Origin of the sequence: Alloalcanivorax sp. C16-1, from assembly GCF_046507805.1 — a bacterium.
In the GTDB taxonomy this organism is placed as follows: Bacteria; Pseudomonadota; Gammaproteobacteria; order Pseudomonadales; family Alcanivoracaceae; genus Alloalcanivorax.
Window position 1 is genome coordinate 85,015 of record NZ_JBKFTK010000007.1, and the last position, 17,419, is coordinate 102,433.

General features: G+C 64.5%; 12 protein-coding genes and 1 tRNA gene. 7 read left to right on the forward strand and 6 right to left on the reverse strand.

Features of this window, described 5'->3' with window-relative positions:
• Positions 1-58 precede the first annotated feature (58 nt).
• From tig to ACLD0W_RS17220, 7 genes are all read left to right on the forward strand, one after another.
• Entirely contained in the window at positions 59-1,372 is a 1,314-nt protein-coding gene (gene tig, locus ACLD0W_RS17190) for a trigger factor (protein ID WP_410308679.1), read from the forward strand.
• Positions 1,373-1,656: 284 nt separating this feature from the next.
• The gene (clpP, locus tag ACLD0W_RS17195; RefSeq protein ID WP_410308680.1) at positions 1,657-2,307 is read left to right on the forward strand and encodes an ATP-dependent Clp endopeptidase proteolytic subunit ClpP; all 651 of its coding nucleotides are present in this window, start codon (positions 1,657-1,659) and stop codon (positions 2,305-2,307) included.
• Between the two features lie 96 nt (positions 2,308-2,403).
• Positions 2,404-3,687: an ATP-dependent Clp protease ATP-binding subunit ClpX gene (gene clpX, locus ACLD0W_RS17200; protein WP_410308681.1), complete on the forward strand. Its 1,284-nt coding sequence runs from the start codon at positions 2,404-2,406 to the stop codon at positions 3,685-3,687.
• Positions 3,688-3,808: 121 nt separating this feature from the next.
• Entirely contained in the window at positions 3,809-6,151 is a 2,343-nt protein-coding gene (gene lon / locus ACLD0W_RS17205; RefSeq protein ID WP_410308689.1) for an endopeptidase La, read from the forward strand.
• Between the two features lie 229 nt (positions 6,152-6,380).
• Positions 6,381-6,653: an HU family DNA-binding protein gene (locus tag ACLD0W_RS17210; protein WP_138771382.1), complete on the forward strand. Its 273-nt coding sequence runs from the start codon at positions 6,381-6,383 to the stop codon at positions 6,651-6,653.
• A 10-nt stretch (positions 6,654-6,663) separates the two neighbouring features.
• Positions 6,664-6,740: transfer RNA gene (locus ACLD0W_RS17215), tRNA-Asp, on the forward strand.
• A gap of 95 nt (positions 6,741-6,835) precedes the next feature.
• Positions 6,836-8,761, forward strand: a complete 1,926-nt coding sequence (locus ACLD0W_RS17220; RefSeq protein WP_410308682.1) for a SurA N-terminal domain-containing protein — start codon at positions 6,836-6,838, stop codon at positions 8,759-8,761.
• A 270-nt stretch (positions 8,762-9,031) separates the two neighbouring features.
• Here the strand turns inward: ACLD0W_RS17220 and ACLD0W_RS17225 are convergent, their stop codons facing one another.
• The 6 genes from ACLD0W_RS17225 to ACLD0W_RS17250 all read right to left on the reverse strand — a co-directional run bounded on the left by ACLD0W_RS17225 (position 9,032) and on the right by ACLD0W_RS17250 (position 17,052).
• Positions 9,032-9,832 carry an enoyl-ACP reductase gene (locus ACLD0W_RS17225; protein WP_410308683.1) on the reverse strand — a complete coding sequence of 267 codons (801 nt, stop codon included), beginning with the start codon at positions 9,830-9,832 and terminating at the stop codon, positions 9,032-9,034.
• 77 nt (positions 9,833-9,909) lie between these two features.
• On the reverse strand, positions 9,910-11,517 hold the full coding sequence (locus ACLD0W_RS17230) for an ABC transporter ATP-binding protein (RefSeq protein WP_410308684.1): 1,608 nt from the start codon (positions 11,515-11,517) through the stop codon (positions 9,910-9,912).
• Positions 11,514-12,557 carry an ABC transporter permease gene (locus ACLD0W_RS17235; RefSeq protein ID WP_410308685.1) on the reverse strand — a complete coding sequence of 348 codons (1,044 nt, stop codon included), beginning with the start codon at positions 12,555-12,557 and terminating at the stop codon, positions 11,514-11,516. Before ACLD0W_RS17235 ends, ACLD0W_RS17230 begins: the two co-directional genes overlap by 4 nt.
• On the reverse strand, positions 12,557-13,639 hold the full coding sequence (locus ACLD0W_RS17240; protein WP_410308686.1) for a microcin C ABC transporter permease YejB: 1,083 nt from the start codon (positions 13,637-13,639) through the stop codon (positions 12,557-12,559). The genes ACLD0W_RS17235 and ACLD0W_RS17240 overlap by 1 nt, the downstream gene beginning before the upstream one ends.
• Positions 13,639-15,438 (reverse strand): extracellular solute-binding protein, encoded by a 1,800-nt coding sequence (locus tag ACLD0W_RS17245; protein WP_410308687.1) that lies wholly within the window; start codon positions 15,436-15,438, stop codon positions 13,639-13,641. The genes ACLD0W_RS17240 and ACLD0W_RS17245 overlap by 1 nt, the downstream gene beginning before the upstream one ends.
• A 129-nt stretch (positions 15,439-15,567) precedes the next feature.
• The gene (locus tag ACLD0W_RS17250; RefSeq protein ID WP_410308688.1) at positions 15,568-17,052 is read right to left on the reverse strand and encodes a LysM peptidoglycan-binding domain-containing protein; all 1,485 of its coding nucleotides are present in this window, start codon (positions 17,050-17,052) and stop codon (positions 15,568-15,570) included.
• Between the last annotated feature and the right edge of the window lie 367 nt (positions 17,053-17,419).

Genomic DNA, 17,419 nt, shown 5'->3' on the forward strand with positions numbered 1-17,419 from the left:
TGGTCCCGGGCCGTTCTGATCGGTCTCCGGCCCCAAAAGTCTTTAGAAAGAGGATGTTATGCAGGTTTCCGTAGAAACGACTTCAGGCCTGGAGCGGCGCGTGACCGTGGGTGTCCCCGCGGAGAAAGTGGACGCCGCCGTGGAGAACAAGCTCCTCGAGGCGCAGAAAAGCGTCCGCCTGGATGGCTTCCGCCCCGGCAAGGTGCCGATGCGGGAAGTAAAGCGTCGCTTCGGTGCCGCCGTGCGTAACGAGGTGCTCGCCGACGTGATGCGCGAGTCCTTCCTGGAAGCGGTGGAGCAGGAAAAGCTGCAGCCGGCCGGCATGCCCGGCTTCGAGGCCACCAAGAACGTGGCCGGTGAGGACCTGGAATTCGTGGCCACCTTCGAGGTGTTCCCGCAGGTGGAAGTGGCGGCGTTCGACGCCATCGAAGTGGAAAAGCCGGTGGCGGAAGTGACCGACGCCGACGTGGACGAAATGATCGAGACCCTGCGCCAGCAGCGCGGTGAGTTCGCGGAAGTGGACCGGGCCGCCGAGAACGGCGACCGCGTCAACATCGACTTCAAGGGCCTGAAGGACGGCGAAGCCTTCGAAGGCGGCAGCGCCGAAGACCAGAACCTGGAGCTGGGCTCCGGCCAGATGATCCCGGGCTTCGAGGACGGCATCGTCGGCATGAAGGCCGGCGAGGAGAAGGACATCGACGTGACCTTCCCCGAGGACTACCAGGCCGAGGAGCTGAAAGGCCAGGCCGTGGTGTTCCAGATCAAGGTCAACAAGGTGGAAGCCAAGACCCTGCCGGAAGTGGACGCCGAGTTCATGAAGGCGTTCGGCGTCGAGGACGGCAACATGGACACGTTCAAGGCGGAAGTGCGCAAGAACATGGAGCGCGAGCTGAAGAACGCGGTCAGCGGCAAGGTCAAGGAACAGGTGATGGACGGCCTGGCCGGCCAGCACGAGTTCGACCTGCCGGAAGCCCTGGTCAGCCAGGAAGTGGACCGCATGCGTCAGCAGATGATGCAGCAGTTTGGCGGTGGCCAGCAGTTCGATGCCTCCATGCTGCCCGCCGAGCTGTTCAAGGAGCAGGCGGAGCGTTCCGTGCGCCTGGGCCTGGTGATGCGCGCCATTCTCGACAAGCACGAGCTGCAGGCGGACGCCGACCGGGTCAAGACCCGCGTCGAGGAAATCGCTTCTCAATACGAGCAGCCCGAGGAACTGGTCAACTGGATCTACAGCAACCCGCAGCAGCTGCAGCAGATCGAAGGCGCGGTGCTGGAAGATCAGGTGGTGGACCTGGTGCTGGAGTCCGCCAAGGTGGAAGAGAAGCCCCAGCCCTACCAGGACGCGGTCAAGCCCCGCGACCAGCAGCAGGGCTGAACCGGGCCCGACGCCGCCAGGTGCCGTCGTCGACGGCACCCAGCCAACCTCCGAAAGACCGGAAAAACCGGTGTTTCGGAGGTTTTTTCGTTCAAATGGGGCCCTTTTGCGCAACTTTTGCGCAGTTGAACCGCTTATTCACCGGCCTTTATGGACGGCCCCCGGGGGCCCCCTTACTATCGGGGTAATAGGCGCGCCCTGCCTTGTAAGCGGGCTTCCGCGCCCCAATTACCCTCTGCGGGTCGCAAGGCGGCCCCGTAGGGACCCAAAAAAGGAAGCGCTAGATGATAGATTTGAGCCGGATCACGTCCGTCACTCCGGAAATGAAGACCCTGATGCAGGATCCGACCAACGTGGGCCTGGTGCCCGTGGTGATCGAGCAGACCTCCCGGGGCGAGCGTTCCTTCGACATCTACTCCCGCCTGCTCAAGGAGCGGGTGATCTTCATGGTCGGTCAGGTGGAAGACTACATGGCCAACCTGATCGTCGCGCAGATGCTGTTCCTGGAGTCCGAGAACCCGGATAAGGACATCAACCTGTACATCAACAGCCCGGGCGGCTCGGTGACCGCCGGCATGTCGATCTACGACACCATGCAGTTCGTGAAGCCGGACGTGTCCACCATGTGCATCGGCCAGGCCGCCAGCATGGGCGCCTTCCTGCTGGCCGCCGGTGCCCGGGGCAAGCGCTATGTGCTGCCCAACGCGCGGGTGATGATCCACCAGCCGCTGGGCGGCTTTCAGGGTCAGGCTTCCGACATCGAGATTCATGCCCGCGAGATACTCAAGATCAAGGGCGATCTCAACCGCATGCTCGCCGAACACACCGGCCAGCCGCTGGAAGTGGTGGAGCGCGACACCGACCGTGACAACTTCATGGACGCCAGCCAGGCGAAGGAATACGGCCTGGTCGACGAGGTGCTGCGACGCCGCTGAGGCCGCCGCGCACCCGCGCCGGGGCGCCGCCGGGCTTGAAAAAGCCGGTGGCACCCGGCATCTTCAAACTGAAACATCAGGTTCTGAGGCGATTCGATGACCGATACCACCGGAAAGGGCGACGACGGCAAACTGCTGTATTGCTCGTTCTGCGGCAAGAGCCAGCATGAAGTCCGCAAGCTGATCGCGGGCCCGTCGGTCTTTATCTGCGACGAGTGCGTGGATCTGTGCAACGACATCATCCGCGAGGAAGTGCAGGAAGAGTCCGGCGACGGCGGCGATGAGCGCCTGCCCAAGCCGCAGGAAATCAAGACCACCCTGGACGATTACGTGATTGGTCAGGAGCGCGCCAAACGGGTGCTGTCGGTGGCGGTGTACAACCACTATAAGCGGTTGGGCTCCAAGTCATCGCGCAACCGCGAAGACGTGGAACTGGGCAAGAGCAACATTCTGCTGATCGGTCCCACCGGCAGCGGCAAGACGCTGCTGGCCGAGACCCTGGCGCGACTGCTGAACGTGCCGTTCACGATCGCCGACGCCACCACCCTCACCGAGGCGGGTTACGTGGGCGAGGATGTGGAAAACATCATCCAGAAGCTGCTGCAGAAGTGCGACTACGACGTGGACAAGGCCCAGCGCGGCATTGTCTATATCGACGAGATCGACAAGATTTCGCGCAAGTCCGACAACCCCTCCATCACCCGCGATGTGAGCGGTGAGGGCGTGCAGCAGGCGCTGCTCAAGCTGATCGAGGGCACCGTGGCCTCGGTGCCGCCCCAGGGCGGTCGCAAGCATCCGCAGCAGGAATTTCTGCAGGTGGACACCTCCAACATCCTGTTTATCTGCGGCGGTGCCTTCGCCGGGCTGGACAAGGTGATCCGCGACCGCTCCGAGAAGGGTGGCATCGGCTTCTCCGCGGAGGTGAAGAGCAAGGACACGGCACTGAGCATGGGGCAGACCCTGGCCTCGGTGGAGCCGGAAGACCTGGTCAAATACGGCCTGATTCCGGAGTTCATCGGCCGGCTGCCGGTGATCGCCACCCTGGAGGAACTCTCCGAGGAGGCGCTGGTGCAGATCCTCACCGAGCCGCGCAATGCCCTGACCAAACAGTACACCCGCCTGTTCGACATGGAAGGCGTGGAGCTGGATTTCCGCGACGACGCCCTGCGCGCCGTGGCCCGCAAGGCCATGGAACGCAAGTCCGGCGCCCGCGGGCTGCGCTCGATCCTGGAAGCGGTGCTGCTGGATACCATGTATCAGGTGCCGTCCCTGGAGGGCGTGGCCAAGGTGGTGATCGACAGCGCCACCATTGACGGTGAGTCCGAGCCGCTGCTGATCTACGAGAACAGCGAGCAGAAATCCAGAGTGGCGCCCGACTGAACCGGGCGCCCGGCCCCCGCGGGGGCCGACCCATCAACAGCCGACTCATCCACATTAGGGGCGATACGTGCTGAAAGAGATTCCGCTGCTGCCACTGCGTGACGTGGTGGTGTATCCGCACATGGTGATCCCGCTGTTCGTTGGACGGGAAAAATCCATTGCCGCGCTGGAAGCGGCCATGTCCAGCGACAAACAGATCATGCTGGTGGCTCAGCGCAACGCGTCCGATGACGATCCGGGCGAGAAGGACATCTACCGGGTGGGCACCGTGTCCACCATTCTGCAGATGCTGCGCCTGCCCGACGGCACCGTGAAGGTGCTGGTGGAGGGCGGCGGTCGCGGCCACCTCAGCAAGGCCCGCTTCGACGACGACGGCGCGGTGGCGGACGTTCGCGAACTGGACGACGTGGCGCCCTCGGACAGCGAGCAGGAAGCGCTGTCCCGCTCGCTGCTCGCCAAGTTCGAGGAATACGTCAAACTGTCCAAGAAAGTGGCGCCGGAGATCATCAATTCGGTGTCCTCCATCGACGAAATCAGCCGCCTGGCCGACACCATTTCCGCGCACCTGCAGCTGAAGCTGGAAGAGAAACAGGACGTGCTGGAGATGGTGGACGTGCGCGAGCGCGTCGAGCATCTGGTGGCGCTGATGGAATCCGACATGGACGTGCTCAAGGTCGAGAAGCGCATCCGTGGCCGGGTCAAGAAGCAGATGGAGAAGAGCCAGCGCGAGTACTATCTGAACGAGCAGATGAAGGCGATTCAGAAGGAACTCGGCGACCTGGACGAAAGTGGCAATGAGCTGGAGGATCTGGAGAAGAAGATCGACGACTCCGGCATGCCCAAGGACGCCAAGGAAAAGTCCAAAAACGAACTGAACAAGCTGCGCATGATGTCGCCGATGTCCGCCGAGGCCACGGTGGTGCGCAGCTATCTGGATTGGATGACCTCGGTGCCGTGGAAAAAACGCAGCCGCGTGCGCCACGACATTGCCCATGCCAAGCAGATTCTGGACGAGGATCATTACGGCCTGGAAGAGGTCAAGGAACGGATCCTGGAATTTCTCGCCGTGCAAAGCCGGGTGGGCAAGGTGAAAGGCCCGGTGCTGTGTCTGGTGGGGCCGCCGGGGGTGGGCAAGACCTCCCTGGGGCAATCCGTGGCGCGGGCCACCAACCGCAAGTTCGTACGCATGGCCCTGGGTGGCGTGCGCGACGAAGCGGAAATCCGCGGCCACCGTCGTACCTATATCGGCTCGCTGCCGGGCAAGGTGATTCAGAAACTGTCCAAGGTGGGCGTGCGCAATCCGCTGTTCCTGCTCGACGAAGTGGACAAGATGGGCATGGACATGCGCGGGGACCCGGCGTCCGCGTTGCTGGAAGTGCTCGACCCGGAGCAGAACCACACCTTCAGTGATCACTACCTGGAAGTGGACTACGACCTGTCGGAAACGCTGTTCGTGTGCACCTCCAACTCCATGAACATTCCCGGTCCGCTGCTGGACCGCATGGAAGTGATTCGTCTGCCCGGTTACACCGAGGACGAGAAGGTCAACATCGCCGCCCAGTACCTGATTCCCAAACAGATCAAGTCCAACGGCCTCAAGGAAGGCGAGGTGGTGTTCGACGACGCCACCCTGCGCCACGTGATCCGTCACTACACCCGGGAAGCCGGGGTGCGTGGTCTGGAGCGGGAAGTCAGCAAGGTGTGCCGCAAGGTGGTCAAGGAGCACCTGCTGGCCAAGGACGACGCGCCGGTCAAACTGGATCCGGAAAGCGTGGAGCAGTATCTGGGCGTGCGCCGGTTCAGCTATGGCCGCGCCGAGGAGCAGGATCAGGTGGGGCAGGTCACCGGCCTGGCCTGGACCTCGGTGGGCGGTGAACTGCTGACCATTGAAGGCGTCTCAACCCCGGGCAAGGGCCGCGTCACCACCACCGGCTCCCTCGGTGACGTGATGCAGGAATCGATTCAGGCCGCCTGGACCGTGGTCAAGAGCCGGGCCCGTCACCTGGGCATCCGTCGCCGCCAGTTGGAGCGGAATGATCTGCACATCCACGTGCCCGAAGGGGCCACGCCGAAGGACGGCCCCAGCGCCGGTGTCGGCATGTGCACCGCCATGGTCTCCATGCTCACCGGTATTCCGGTGCGCGCGGACGTGGCCATGACCGGCGAGATCACCCTGCGTGGCCAGGTGCTGGCCATCGGCGGTCTCAAGGAAAAATTACTCGCCGCCCATCGCGGTGGCATTAAAACCGTGTTGATTCCACACGAAAACGAGCGCGACTTAAAAGAAATTCCGGAGAACATCAAGGAAGCTCTCGACATCCGCCCGGTGAAATGGATCGACCAGGTACTCGAGGTGGCGTTGACCCATACACCGACGCCGCTGAGTGAAGCCGAAGTGGAAGAAGATCTCGCTCTGGCGGAAGAAAAAGCGCAAAAGGAATCCGAACGGCCGAGCACCCATTGACCGCCGCCCACGCGGCGTTTCTAATGCGGTGCCTCGGCGCCTTTCGGTAACCATTGCCGACGTTTTTAAAACATTGATAGGAAAGGTTTTTTACCTTTGTTAAAGCTGGTGCGAACAGGCTCTTCCTTTCTTGACGCCCCCTGGACCCGTTGGTATAAAGGCGGCTTCGTCATAAGGAGAGTGCATCGCGCCTCGACCATAAAACCGGGAAAGAGAAAAGGGGAATTTTGTGAATAAATCCGAACTGATCGATGCCATTGCTGCGGCCGCTGACATTTCCAAGGCCGACGCGGGCCGTGCGCTGGATGCCACTCTGGATGCCGTTACCGGCGCACTGAAAAAGGGTGACAGCGTTTCCCTGGTGGGCTTTGGCACCTTCTCCGTGAAAGAGCGGGCAGCTCGCGAGGGCCGCAACCCGCAGACCGGCGAAACCATCAAAATCGCCGCCGCCAAGGTTCCGGGCTTCAAAGCCGGTAAAGCGCTGAAGGACGCCGTGAACTGAACAGGTTCCAGGAGCGGTAGTTCAGCTGGTTAGAATACCGGCCTGTCACGCCGGGGGTCGCGGGTTCGAGTCCCGTCCGCTCCGCCAGCAGAAGTAAGCGTATCCAGGGCGGATACGCTTTTTTGCTTTCTGGATCCGTTCGATTTTCAACGATAAAAAGACGATATCCCTTGGAGTAAAGCATGCAGGAGTTCAGGCGGTTCGTCCGCGGGCCCGTGGGCAAGGTGCTGCTCGCCGCCATCATTCTTCCGTTCGTGATTTCCGGTTTTTACGGTTACTTTACCGGTGGTGGCAGTGACAGCACCGTGGCGGAGGTTGAGGGCAACAAGATCACCCGTGCCTACGTCAATTCGCGTACCCAGCAACTGCGTCAGATGCTGCGGCAGCAAAGCCCGGACATCAACGAATCCGTGCTGGACTCTTTCATCCGGCCGCAGATGGTGCTCGAGGGCATCGTCAACGAACAGCTGATGATCGCCGCCGCGCGCAACGCGAACATGGCGTTCAGCGACACCCAGGCGGCGCGCATGATTCGCGCCAATCCCGCTTTCACCGACGAGGGCGGCTTCTCCGAAACCCGTTTCGAACAGATGGTGCGCTCCCAGGGCATGACGCCCCAGGGCTATCTGGACGGGCTGCGCCAGGAACGCATCAGCCAGCAATACCGTCAGGCCTTCGCCGCCACCGACTTCGCGTTGGCCGGCGAACTGGCCGAGCAGCGCCGGCTGGGCGAACAGAGCCGTGACATTCGTTACGTGCGGCTCGATCTGGACCGGCTGCGCGGCGAGGCGCAGGTCAGCGACGACGAAATCCAGGCCTACTACGAGCAGAACCGGGACAGCTTCATGCGCCCGGAACAGGTAAAAGTACAATACCTGGTGCTCTCGCCGGAGCATTATCGCGACCGGGTCGAGATCAGCGACGAACAGATCCAGGCGGAATACGACGCCCGCCGGCAGATGCAGCAGGACGGCGCCACCCGTCGTCAGGTGGCCCATGTGCTGATCGCCGTCAACGACGACCGCGATGAGGATCAGGCCATCGAACGCGCCCGGGAAGCCCGCCAGGCCCTGGAGCAGGGCACCAGCTTCGCCCAGGTGGCCCGCGACTACTCCGATGACCGCGCCACCGCCGGCAGCGGCGGCGAACTGGGTACCGTGGAGCCCGGTACCTTGCCGGAAGCGCTGGACGACGCCCTCAACGGTCTGCAGGTGGGTCAGGTGTCCGAACCGGTGGTCTCCGAGTCCGGCGTGCATCTGCTCAAGCTGGAAAGCGAGAGCAAGCCGGAAATGGCGCCGCTGGCCGACATGCGCGAAGGCATTGCCGCCGACCTGCGTCGCTCCCAATCCCAGGCCCTGCTGTCCGAGGACCTGGTGACCCTGGAAGAACTGATCTACGAACACGCCAATCTGGAAGTGCCCGCCGAACAGCTGAACCTGCCGCTGGAAACCACCGATTGGGTGTCGCTGCAGGATCTGCCCGCGCCGCTCAACAACGATCGTGTCCGCCAGGCGCTGAACAGCGACCCGGTCCGCGAGCAGGGCCACAACAGCGACCTGCTCGAGCTGGGCGGTGACCGCTACGCGGCGGTGCGCCTGCAGGAAGTGGAAGAACCGGAGCCGTTGCCTCTGGCCGAGGTCAGCGATGACATTCGCGCCCAACTGCGCCTCAACAAAGCCCGCGACCGGGCCGAGGAACTGGCCACCGAAGCCCGCGACGCGGTGGAGAAAGACGGCGCCGACCTGAACCGCCTCGCCACACTGCTGGGCACCGAGGTGGAAGAAGAGCAGGGCGTTCAACGCGGCGCCGCGGAACCGGACATGGCGGTCAGTGACGCCGCCTTCGCCACCCCCCGTCCCGCCGACGGCCAGGCCAGCGACATCCGCTTCGTGGACCTGCGCAACGGCGACCTGGTGGCCCTGCAGGTCACCGCCGTCGCCGACGGCAACGCCGACCCGCTGCCCGACGAACAGCAGCAACAGGCGCTGCAGGAACTGGCCCGCGTGGAAGGCGAACGCACCTTCCGCCAGGTCATGACCTTCCTCCGCGACAGCCTCGACGTGAAACTGCACCCCAACCGCCTGGCCGACACCGACGCCGCCCAGTAACCCCCCAAGCCCGCCTCCGGCGGGCTTTTTCGGGGTCGGACCCCGCTAACTGCTTGATACACCAATACTTCGTGGCGATTCAGGGCTGATCCTGACGCTTAAAAGGCTATTTTTGCCCTGAAAAAAGGGCATTAAGAAGACGTCTGAGAAGGGATGGTGCTTCTTGGAGGGGGATTTTTGGCGGGGAAAAGGCCATATAAAGCCTTTTTCCCCCGCCAAAAATCAGGGCAACTCTACTGGAATCAGTGAGTTGCCGTGGTCCGACCCCGGTTATTCGGCGGGTTCTTCGAAGGGCATGGAGACGGTGGCGGCGCCGGCGTCGACGTAGGTGATTTCGGCGGTGATGCCGGAGGCCAGGTCCGAGCACAGGAAGGCGGCGGTGTTACCGACTTCCTCAATGGTGACGTTGCGGCGCAGCGGGGCCTTGGCGGCGTTGTAGTCCAGCATGGTGCGGAATTTCTTGATGCCGGAGGCGGCCAGGGTACGGATCGGGCCGGCGGAGATGCCGTTCACGCGGATGCCGTCCGGGCCCAGGCTGGCGGCCAGGTAACGCACCGACGCTTCCAGGCTGGCCTTGGCCAGGCCCATGACGTTGTAGTTCGGTACCGTCTGCCGGGAAGCGTGGTAGGTGAGGGTGAGCAGGGAGCCGTTGCGGCCGGCCATCATCGGGCGGGCGGCCTGGGCCAGCGCCACGAAGCTGTAGGCGGAGATGTCGTGGGCCATGCGGAAGCCTTCCCGGGTGGCCACGTCGGCGAAGTTGCCGTCCAGTTCGGCGGCCGGGGCAAAGCCCACCGCGTGCACCACGCCGTCCAGGCCGTCCCATTGCTCGCCGAGACCCTTGAACACCTGCTGGATCTGCTCGTCGGAGGTCACATCACAGGGAAAGCACAGCGCTTCGCTGCTGCCGCACCGTTCGGCGACCTTGGTCACCCGGCTTTTGAGCTTGTCGTTCTGGTAGGTAAACGCCAGTTCCGCGCCTTCACGGTGCATGGCGTCGGCGATGCCGGTGGCGATGGAACGGTCGCTGGCGATGCCCACGATCAGGTATCGCTTGCCTGCGAGAAAACCCATGGTCTGTCCTCAAAAAAGATAGTCACTCCGGCGCCCAGTATAGGCGATCACGTTAGCCGTGAAAGGCGCCGGCGGGGTTATTGTGCAACGGCTTGTTTCCCGTCGCGGTTGAAGGCCGCCTCGATCAGACGCCGGGTGTAGGCCTGTTGCGGGGCGTCGAATACCCGTTCGGTGTCGCCATGCTCGATCACCTTGCCGTGTCGCATCACCAGCAGACGGTGACTGATGGCGCGCACCACTTTCAGGTCGTGGCTGATGAACAGGTAGCTGAGCCCGCGCCGTTGCTGCAGGTCTTTCAGCAGCGCCAGCACCTGGGCCTGAACGCTGCGGTCCAGGGCGGAGGTGGGTTCATCCAGGATCAGCAGGTCCGGCTCCAGGATCAGCGCCCGCGCGATGGCGATGCGCTGGCGCTGGCCGCCGGAGAACTCATGGGGATAGCGGTCGCCGCTGTCCGCCGGCAGGCCCACTTCGGCGAGCAGGGCGCGCACCCGTTCCGCGCGCTGGTCCGCGTCCAGGGATTTGTCGTGCACGCGCAGCCCTTCTTCCACCGCCTGATGCACGGTGAGGCGCGGATTGAGGCTGCCGTAGGGGTCCTGAAACACCACCTGCATGTGCTTGCGCCAGGGTCGCAGGGCGCGGCTACTGAGGCTGTCCAGAGGCTGGTCAAGCAGCACCACCTTGCCGCGGGCGCGGATCAGGCGCAGCAGGATCAGGGCCAGGGTGGACTTGCCGGAGCCGGATTCGCCCACCACGCCCAGGGTTTCGCCCCGGCGCAGATCGAAGGATACGCCGTCCACCGCCGCCACTGTCTCCCGGGCGCCGAGCCAGCCGCGCCGGCGGCCGCTGAAGTGCATTTCCAGTTGCTCCGCGCGCAACAATACCGGAGCGTCCGGCTGCGTCGGTAGCGGGCGCCCGCCGGGTTCGGCGGCCAGCAGGTGGCGGGTGTAGTCGTGCTCCGGGCGATTCAGCACCTGGTCGGTGTCGCCGTATTCCACCACGCGGCCCTGATGCATTACCGCCACATCCTCGGCGAACCGGCCCACCAGGCCCAGGTCATGACTGATCAGCAAGACGCCCAGGTGACGCTCCCGCTGCAGCCGTTTCAGCAGATCCAGAATGGTTTCCTGGATGGTCACGTCCAGGGCGGTGGTGGGCTCGTCGGCGATCAGCAGTCGCGGGTCATTGGCCAGCGCCATGGCGATCATCACCCGCTGGCGCTGGCCGCCACTGAGCTGGTGCGGATAGCGCGCCAGCATGTCGGCGGTGGCGGGCAGGTCCACCTGCTCCAGCAGCTCCAGGCAACGCCGACGTACCGCCGCGCCGCCCGTTTTTTGGTGCACGCGGATCGCCTCGCCGATCTGTTTTTCCACCCGGTGCAGCGGGTTCAGGGCAGTGAGCGGTTCCTGAAAAATGGTGCCGATGCGGCCGCCGCGCAGGGCGCGCCGCCGGGCTTCCGGCCAGTCCAGCACATTGTCGCCGTCCAGTTCGATGGCCTGGGCACGGCGGTGGGCGCCGCCGGGCAGCAGATCGAGAATCGACAGGGCGGTGAGCGATTTGCCGGACCCGGATTCACCCACCAGCGCCAGCATGCGACCGGCATTCAGATCCAGGCTGACCCGGTCCACCGCCGGCCGGGCCGGGTCGTCGAACCACACACTCAGTTCACGAAGACGGAGCAGACTCATGGGCGTTCTCCCGCGTCGGCGCGGTACTTCCTCGGGTCGAAGGCGTCGCGCACGGCTTCACCCACGAACACCAGCAGCGACAGCATCAGCGCCAGGGTGACGAAGGCGCTCAGCCCCAGCCAGGGGGCGTGCAGGTTGGCCTTGCCCTGGCCCAGCAGTTCGCCCAGGGAGGGCGCGCCGGGCGGCAGCCCGAAGCCGATGAAGTCCAGGGAGGTGAGCAGGATCACCGAGGCGTTGAGCACGAACGGCAGGTAGGTGAGGGTGGCGACCATGGCGTTGGGCAGCATATGGCGGAACAGGATCACCGGCGTGCGCACGCCCAGTGCCTGGGCGGCGCGCACATAGTCCAGATTGCGCGCGCGCAGAAACTCGGCGCGCACCAGATCCACCAGCGTCATCCAGGAAAACAGCAGCATGATCAGCAGCAGCGTCCAGAAGCCGGGCACCACGAAACTGGAAATCACGATGATCAGATAGAGGATCGGCATGCTCGACCAGATTTCCAGAAAACGCTGCCCGGTCAGATCCAGCCAGCCGCCGTAATAGCCCTGTAGCGCGCCGACCACGATGCCGATGGCGCTGGAGGCCACCGTCAGGATCAGGCCGAACAGCACCGACAGCCGGAACCCGTAGATCAGCCGCGCCAGTACATCCCGGCCCTGGTCGTCGGTGCCCAGCCAGTTCTCCGCCGACGGCGGCGCCGGCGCCGGCACGGTGAGCTCGTAGTTGATGGTGTCGTAGCTGTAGCGGATCGGCGGCCACAGCATCCAACCGTCCTCGTCGATCAATTCCCGCACGTAGGGATCGCGGTAATTGGCTTCGGTTTCGAACAGACCGCCGAAGGCGGTTTCCGGATAGACCTGGAACACCGGCCAGTACAGCTCACCCTGGTAGCGCACCAGAATCGGCTTGTCGTTGGCCACCAGCTCGGCGCCCAGGCTGACCACGAACAGCACCAGAAAAAGATACAGCGACCACAGGCCCCGGCGGTTGCGCCGGAAGGCCCGCCACTGGCGGTGCCAGATCGGCTCGGTGCCCATCAGCGCGCCCTCCGCTCGAAATCGATGCGCGGGTCCACCCACATATAAGTGAGATCCGACACCAGCTTCAGCAGCATGCCCAGCAGGGTGAAGATGAACAGGGTGCCGAACACCACCGGGTAGTCCCGGTTGATCACCGACTCGAAGCCGAGCAGGCCCAGGCCGTCCAGGGAAAAGATGTACTCGATCAGCAGCACGCCGGTGAAGAACATGCCCACGAAGGCCGCCGGAAAGCCGGCGATAATGATCAGCATGGCATTGCGGAACACATGACCGTAGAGCACCCGGTTCTCCGTGAGTCCCTTGGCGCGGGCGGTCTGCACGTACTGTTTGCCGATTTCGTCGAGGAAGGAATTCTTGGTGAGCATGGTCAGGGTGGCGAAGTTGCCGATCACGATGGCCAGGGTGGGCAGGGTGATGTGGTGCAGATAGTCGAGCATCTTGCCGAACGCGGACAGCTGCTCGAAGTCGTCCGAGGTGAGCCCGCGTAGCGGGAACCATTCCAGATAGGAGCCTCCGGCGAACAGCACCACCAGCAGAATGGCGATCAGAAAACTGGGGATCGCGTAGCCCACCACGATGGCGGTGCTGGTCCAGACGTCGAAGCGGCTGCCGTCGCGCACCGCCTTGCGGATGCCCAGCGGTATCGCCACCAGATAGGTGATCAAGGTGCTCCACAGGCCCAGCGAGATCGACACCGGCAACCGCTCCAGGATCAGATCGCCCACCGCCCGATCCCGGTAATAGGACTCACCGAAGTCGAAGGTCAGGTAGCGTTTGATCATCAGCCAGAAGCGTTCCGGCGCCGGCTTGTCGAAACCGTAGAGCTTTTCGATGCGCTCGATCAGTTCCGGCGGCAGGCCGCGGGAGCCCCGGTAATCGCTGCCCCCGGAGCCGACGAAATCAGCGGTGCTGCCGGCAAAGCCGCCGCCGGCGCCACCGCCGCCCATCCCCTGCAGCTGGGCCAGGGCCTTCTCCACCGGGCCGCCCGGGGCCGCCTGCACGATCACGAAATTCAGCAGCAGGATGCCGAACAGGGTCGGAACGATCAGCGCCAGCCGTTTGAGAATATAGACCAGCATCAGCGCGCGCTTTCATTCCACCAGAGGTCCAGCGCTCCGGTGATCGGCACATAGGCGGGCAGCGGCGCATGGTCGAGGCCGGCCCGGTAGGCGAACCGATGGGTGGGCGCGTACCAGTTGGGCACCACGTAGAAGCCCCACTGCAGCGCCCGGTCCAGGGCGCGGGTGCGGGTCACCAGCGCCTCGCGGCTCTGCGCGGCGATCACCTTGTCGACCAGGGCGTCCACCGCCGGGTTGCAAACGCCGGCATAGTTCTGGCTGCTTTCCCGTTCGGCCGCTTCGCAGCTCCAGAAGCCGCGCTGTTCGTTCCCCGGCGAGGTGGACTGGCCCCAGCCGCCGACGATCATGTCGAAGTTGAAACGGCGCAGGCGCTGCACGAACTGGGACTGATCCACGCGCACCACATTGGCATCGATGCCCAGGGTTTTCAGATTGCGCGCGAACGGCAGCACGATGCGCTCGAAGGCCGGCCGGTAGAGCAGAAACTCAAAGCTTACCGGCTGGCCGTCCGGGGTATGCAGCTTGCCGTTCCTGACCTGATAACCGGCGTCGATCAGCAGCTTCTGGGCGTGGCGCAGGTTTTCCCTGGGGCGCCCGGAGCCGTCGGAGCGGGGTGGTTGGTAGCTTTCCGTGAACACACGGGGCGGCAGGTCCTTCTTGAGCGGCTCCAGCAGGGCCAGCTCGTCTTCGTCCGGCAGCCCCTCGGCGGCCAGGTCGGAATTCTGGAAGTAGCTGCGGGTGCGCTGGTACTGGCCGTAGAACAGGTTCTTGTTGGACCATTCGAAATCGAAGGCGTAGGTGATCGCTTCACGGAGCAGCGGATCCTGGAACACCGGGCGGCGGGTGTTGAACACGAAACCCTGCATGCCCGCCGGATTGCTGTGCTGCACTTCCTCGGTGACCAGACGGCCGCTGCTAAAGGCATCGCCGGTGTAGGCGGTGGCCCACAGCTTGGAATTGGTTTCGGTGCGCCAGTCGTAGTCGCCGCGCTTGAAGGCCTCCAGGGCCACGGTTTCGTCCAGGTAATACTCGTGGATGATGCGGTCGAAATTGTAGCGACCGCGCATCACCGGCAGATCCTTGGCCCAGTAGTCGTCGCGGCGTTCGTAGACCACCCGCTTGCCGGGTTTGAAGCTCTTCACCCGGTAGGGGCCGGAGCCCATCGGCGGCTCCAGGCTGGCGTCGGCGAAATCCCGGTCCTTCCAGTAGTGCTTGGGCATCACCGGCAACTGGCCGACGATCATCACCAGCTCCCGATTGTCACCGGGTTTGAAGCTGAACTTCACCTTGCGCTCGGACAGCGCTTCCACCTTGTCCACGTCGCCGTAGTAATAGGCGTAGAACGGTTCGCCTTCGTCACGCAGTGTCTTGAAGGTCCACACCACGTCCTCGGCGCGCACCGGTTCGCCGTCGGCAAAGCGGGCTTCCTTGCGCAGGGTGAAGGTCACCCAGCGGCGGTCCTCGGGCCACTCGATGGTTTCCGCCAGCAGTCCGTACTCGCTGAACGGTTCATCCAGGCTGCGCACGGTGAGGGTGTCGAACAGGTATTCGCCGGCGCCAGCGGCGGCGGTGCCTTTCGGCAGCCAGGGCATGAAATTGTCGAAGCCGCCCAGCTCGTGCAGGCGCAGGTCGCCGCCCTTGGGGGCATCGGCGTTGACGTAATCGAAGTGGGGGAAGCCGGGCCCGTACTTGGGGCTGCCGTGCATGGCGATGGCGTGGGCGGTGGTGGTGTCCGCCCGTACCGCCTCGGGCCACGGTACCGCCAGAAAAAGGACCGCCAGAAACAGAAAGGACCGCATAGCGCCTGTCATCGTTATTGTGGACTCCAGAAAGGGGCCGGTGGCGACACCATAGCCCAGGCCGCGATTTTCACCAAATACCCGGACTACTTGGAGCCGCTTTCCGCCGCGGAGTTCGCGGCGCGCCGATCAGGGCGCGCGGCGTACGTCCACGTACAGGGTCAGGCGGTCGCCGGGCTGCAGGTAGCGGCGCTGCTTGACGGTGTTGTTCCAGTCGCGGATCTGGCTGACCGAGACGTTGAAGCGGCTGGCGATGGCGTACAGGGAATCGCCCCGGCGCACCGAATACCGCACCTTGCGGATCATCTCGTCGCGGCGCTCGGCGGCGCGGCTGGCGGCGGGGCCGTCCTCGGTCCACACCGCCAGGGTCTGGCCGATGCGCAGTGGGTCGCCGGGGGACATGTCGTTCCAGCGCGCCAGCTCGCGCACGCTCACGTCGTAGCTGCGCGCCAGCGCCCACAGGGTCTCTCCGGAGGCCACCCGGTGATCGACCCGCTGGCGACCGCCGCCGGCCCGCTCGGTCTGGCCGGCGAGCCGGCCGTTGGCGGCGGCCCGTTCCGGAATCAGCAGGGTACGGCCGGCGACGATGGTGCTGCCTTGCAGATCGTTGATGTCGCGCAGCACCGCCGGGGTGGTGCGGTGTCGCCGGGCGATGGCGATCAGGGAATCGCCGGGACGGATGGTGTAACGCAGCCAGTGCATCCGTTCCTGCGGTGACAGGGCCGCCACCCGCTCCCGGAAGGTGTCGGCGGAGCCCACCGGCACCAGCAGTTCCGTGCTGCCGTGGGGGGCGGTGGCCCAGCGATTGAAGGCGGGATTGAGCAGGTACAGTTCCTCGGTGGAAATGCCCGCCAGGCTGGCGGCCTGGGCCAGGTCGATCTGGCCGCCCACGTCGACGCTGGCGAAATAAGGCTGGTCGTCGATGGGGTGCAGGGTCACGCCGTAACGTTGCGGGGTGCGGACGATCTGCGCCACGGCCAGCAGCTTGGGCACGTAGGCGGTGGTTTCGCTGGGCAGATCCAGGTTCCAGAAATCCGTGGGCAGGCCGGCTTCTTCATTGCGGCGCCGGGCCCGGGACACGGTGCCGCCGCCGGCGTTGTAGGAGGCCAGCGCCAGCAGCCAGTCGCCGTCGAAGCGCTCGGACAGCTGCTGCAGGTAGTCCAGCGCGGCCCGGGTGGAGCGCACGATGTCGCGACGGTTGTCGTACCACCAGGTCTGATCGAGCCCGAAGTACTTGCCGGTGGAGGGGATGAACTGCCAGGGGCCGGCGGCGCGGCCGTGGGAGTAGGCGAACGGGTCGAAGGCGCTTTCCACCACCGGCAGCAGCACCAGCTCGAGGGGCATCTGGCGGGCTTCCGCCTCTTCCACGATAAAGTGCAGGTAGCGTTCGGAACGGGTGGTGACGCGGGTGAAGTACTGAGGGTGGCGGGCGTACCAGTCGCGCTGGGCGCGCACGCGGGGGTTGTCCTGATCCAGGTTGAGCGCGTAGCCGCGGCGGATTCGCTCCCACAGATCCTGGTCGGTGGCCTGGTCGCCGGCGGGATCGTGGGGCGCCGGTTCGTCCATGCCGTTGGCCAGGTCCGGGTCCTCCAGGGAGGGCTCCGCCGCCGGCATTGGCGGGAGTTGTATTACGTCCGGTGTATCGTCGCGGTGTTGTCCATTCCCCGAGGGAGAGAGGGCACAGCCACTCCCCACTAGCGCGATCCCCAAGATCGCGCAACCCATAAATTTATTCATAACAATGATATACGTGCGAAATTTGCAGTTGATTCTAGGCACCGCCCCCGGCCGGGGCAAGCAAAAATGCCCCGGCCACGGTGCCCTCTGCCGGAAATCCGATGTCCGTCACAGAGACATCGGGATGCGATAATCGTGCCGTTCCAAGGGTGCGCGGGCGCGGCCGGCGCCCTTCCGGGAACGCCGTGAACCCGTCCCTGGGGGCTCCCTTTCGAACGTCCTGTTCTCAAGGGTCCCGGAAGGG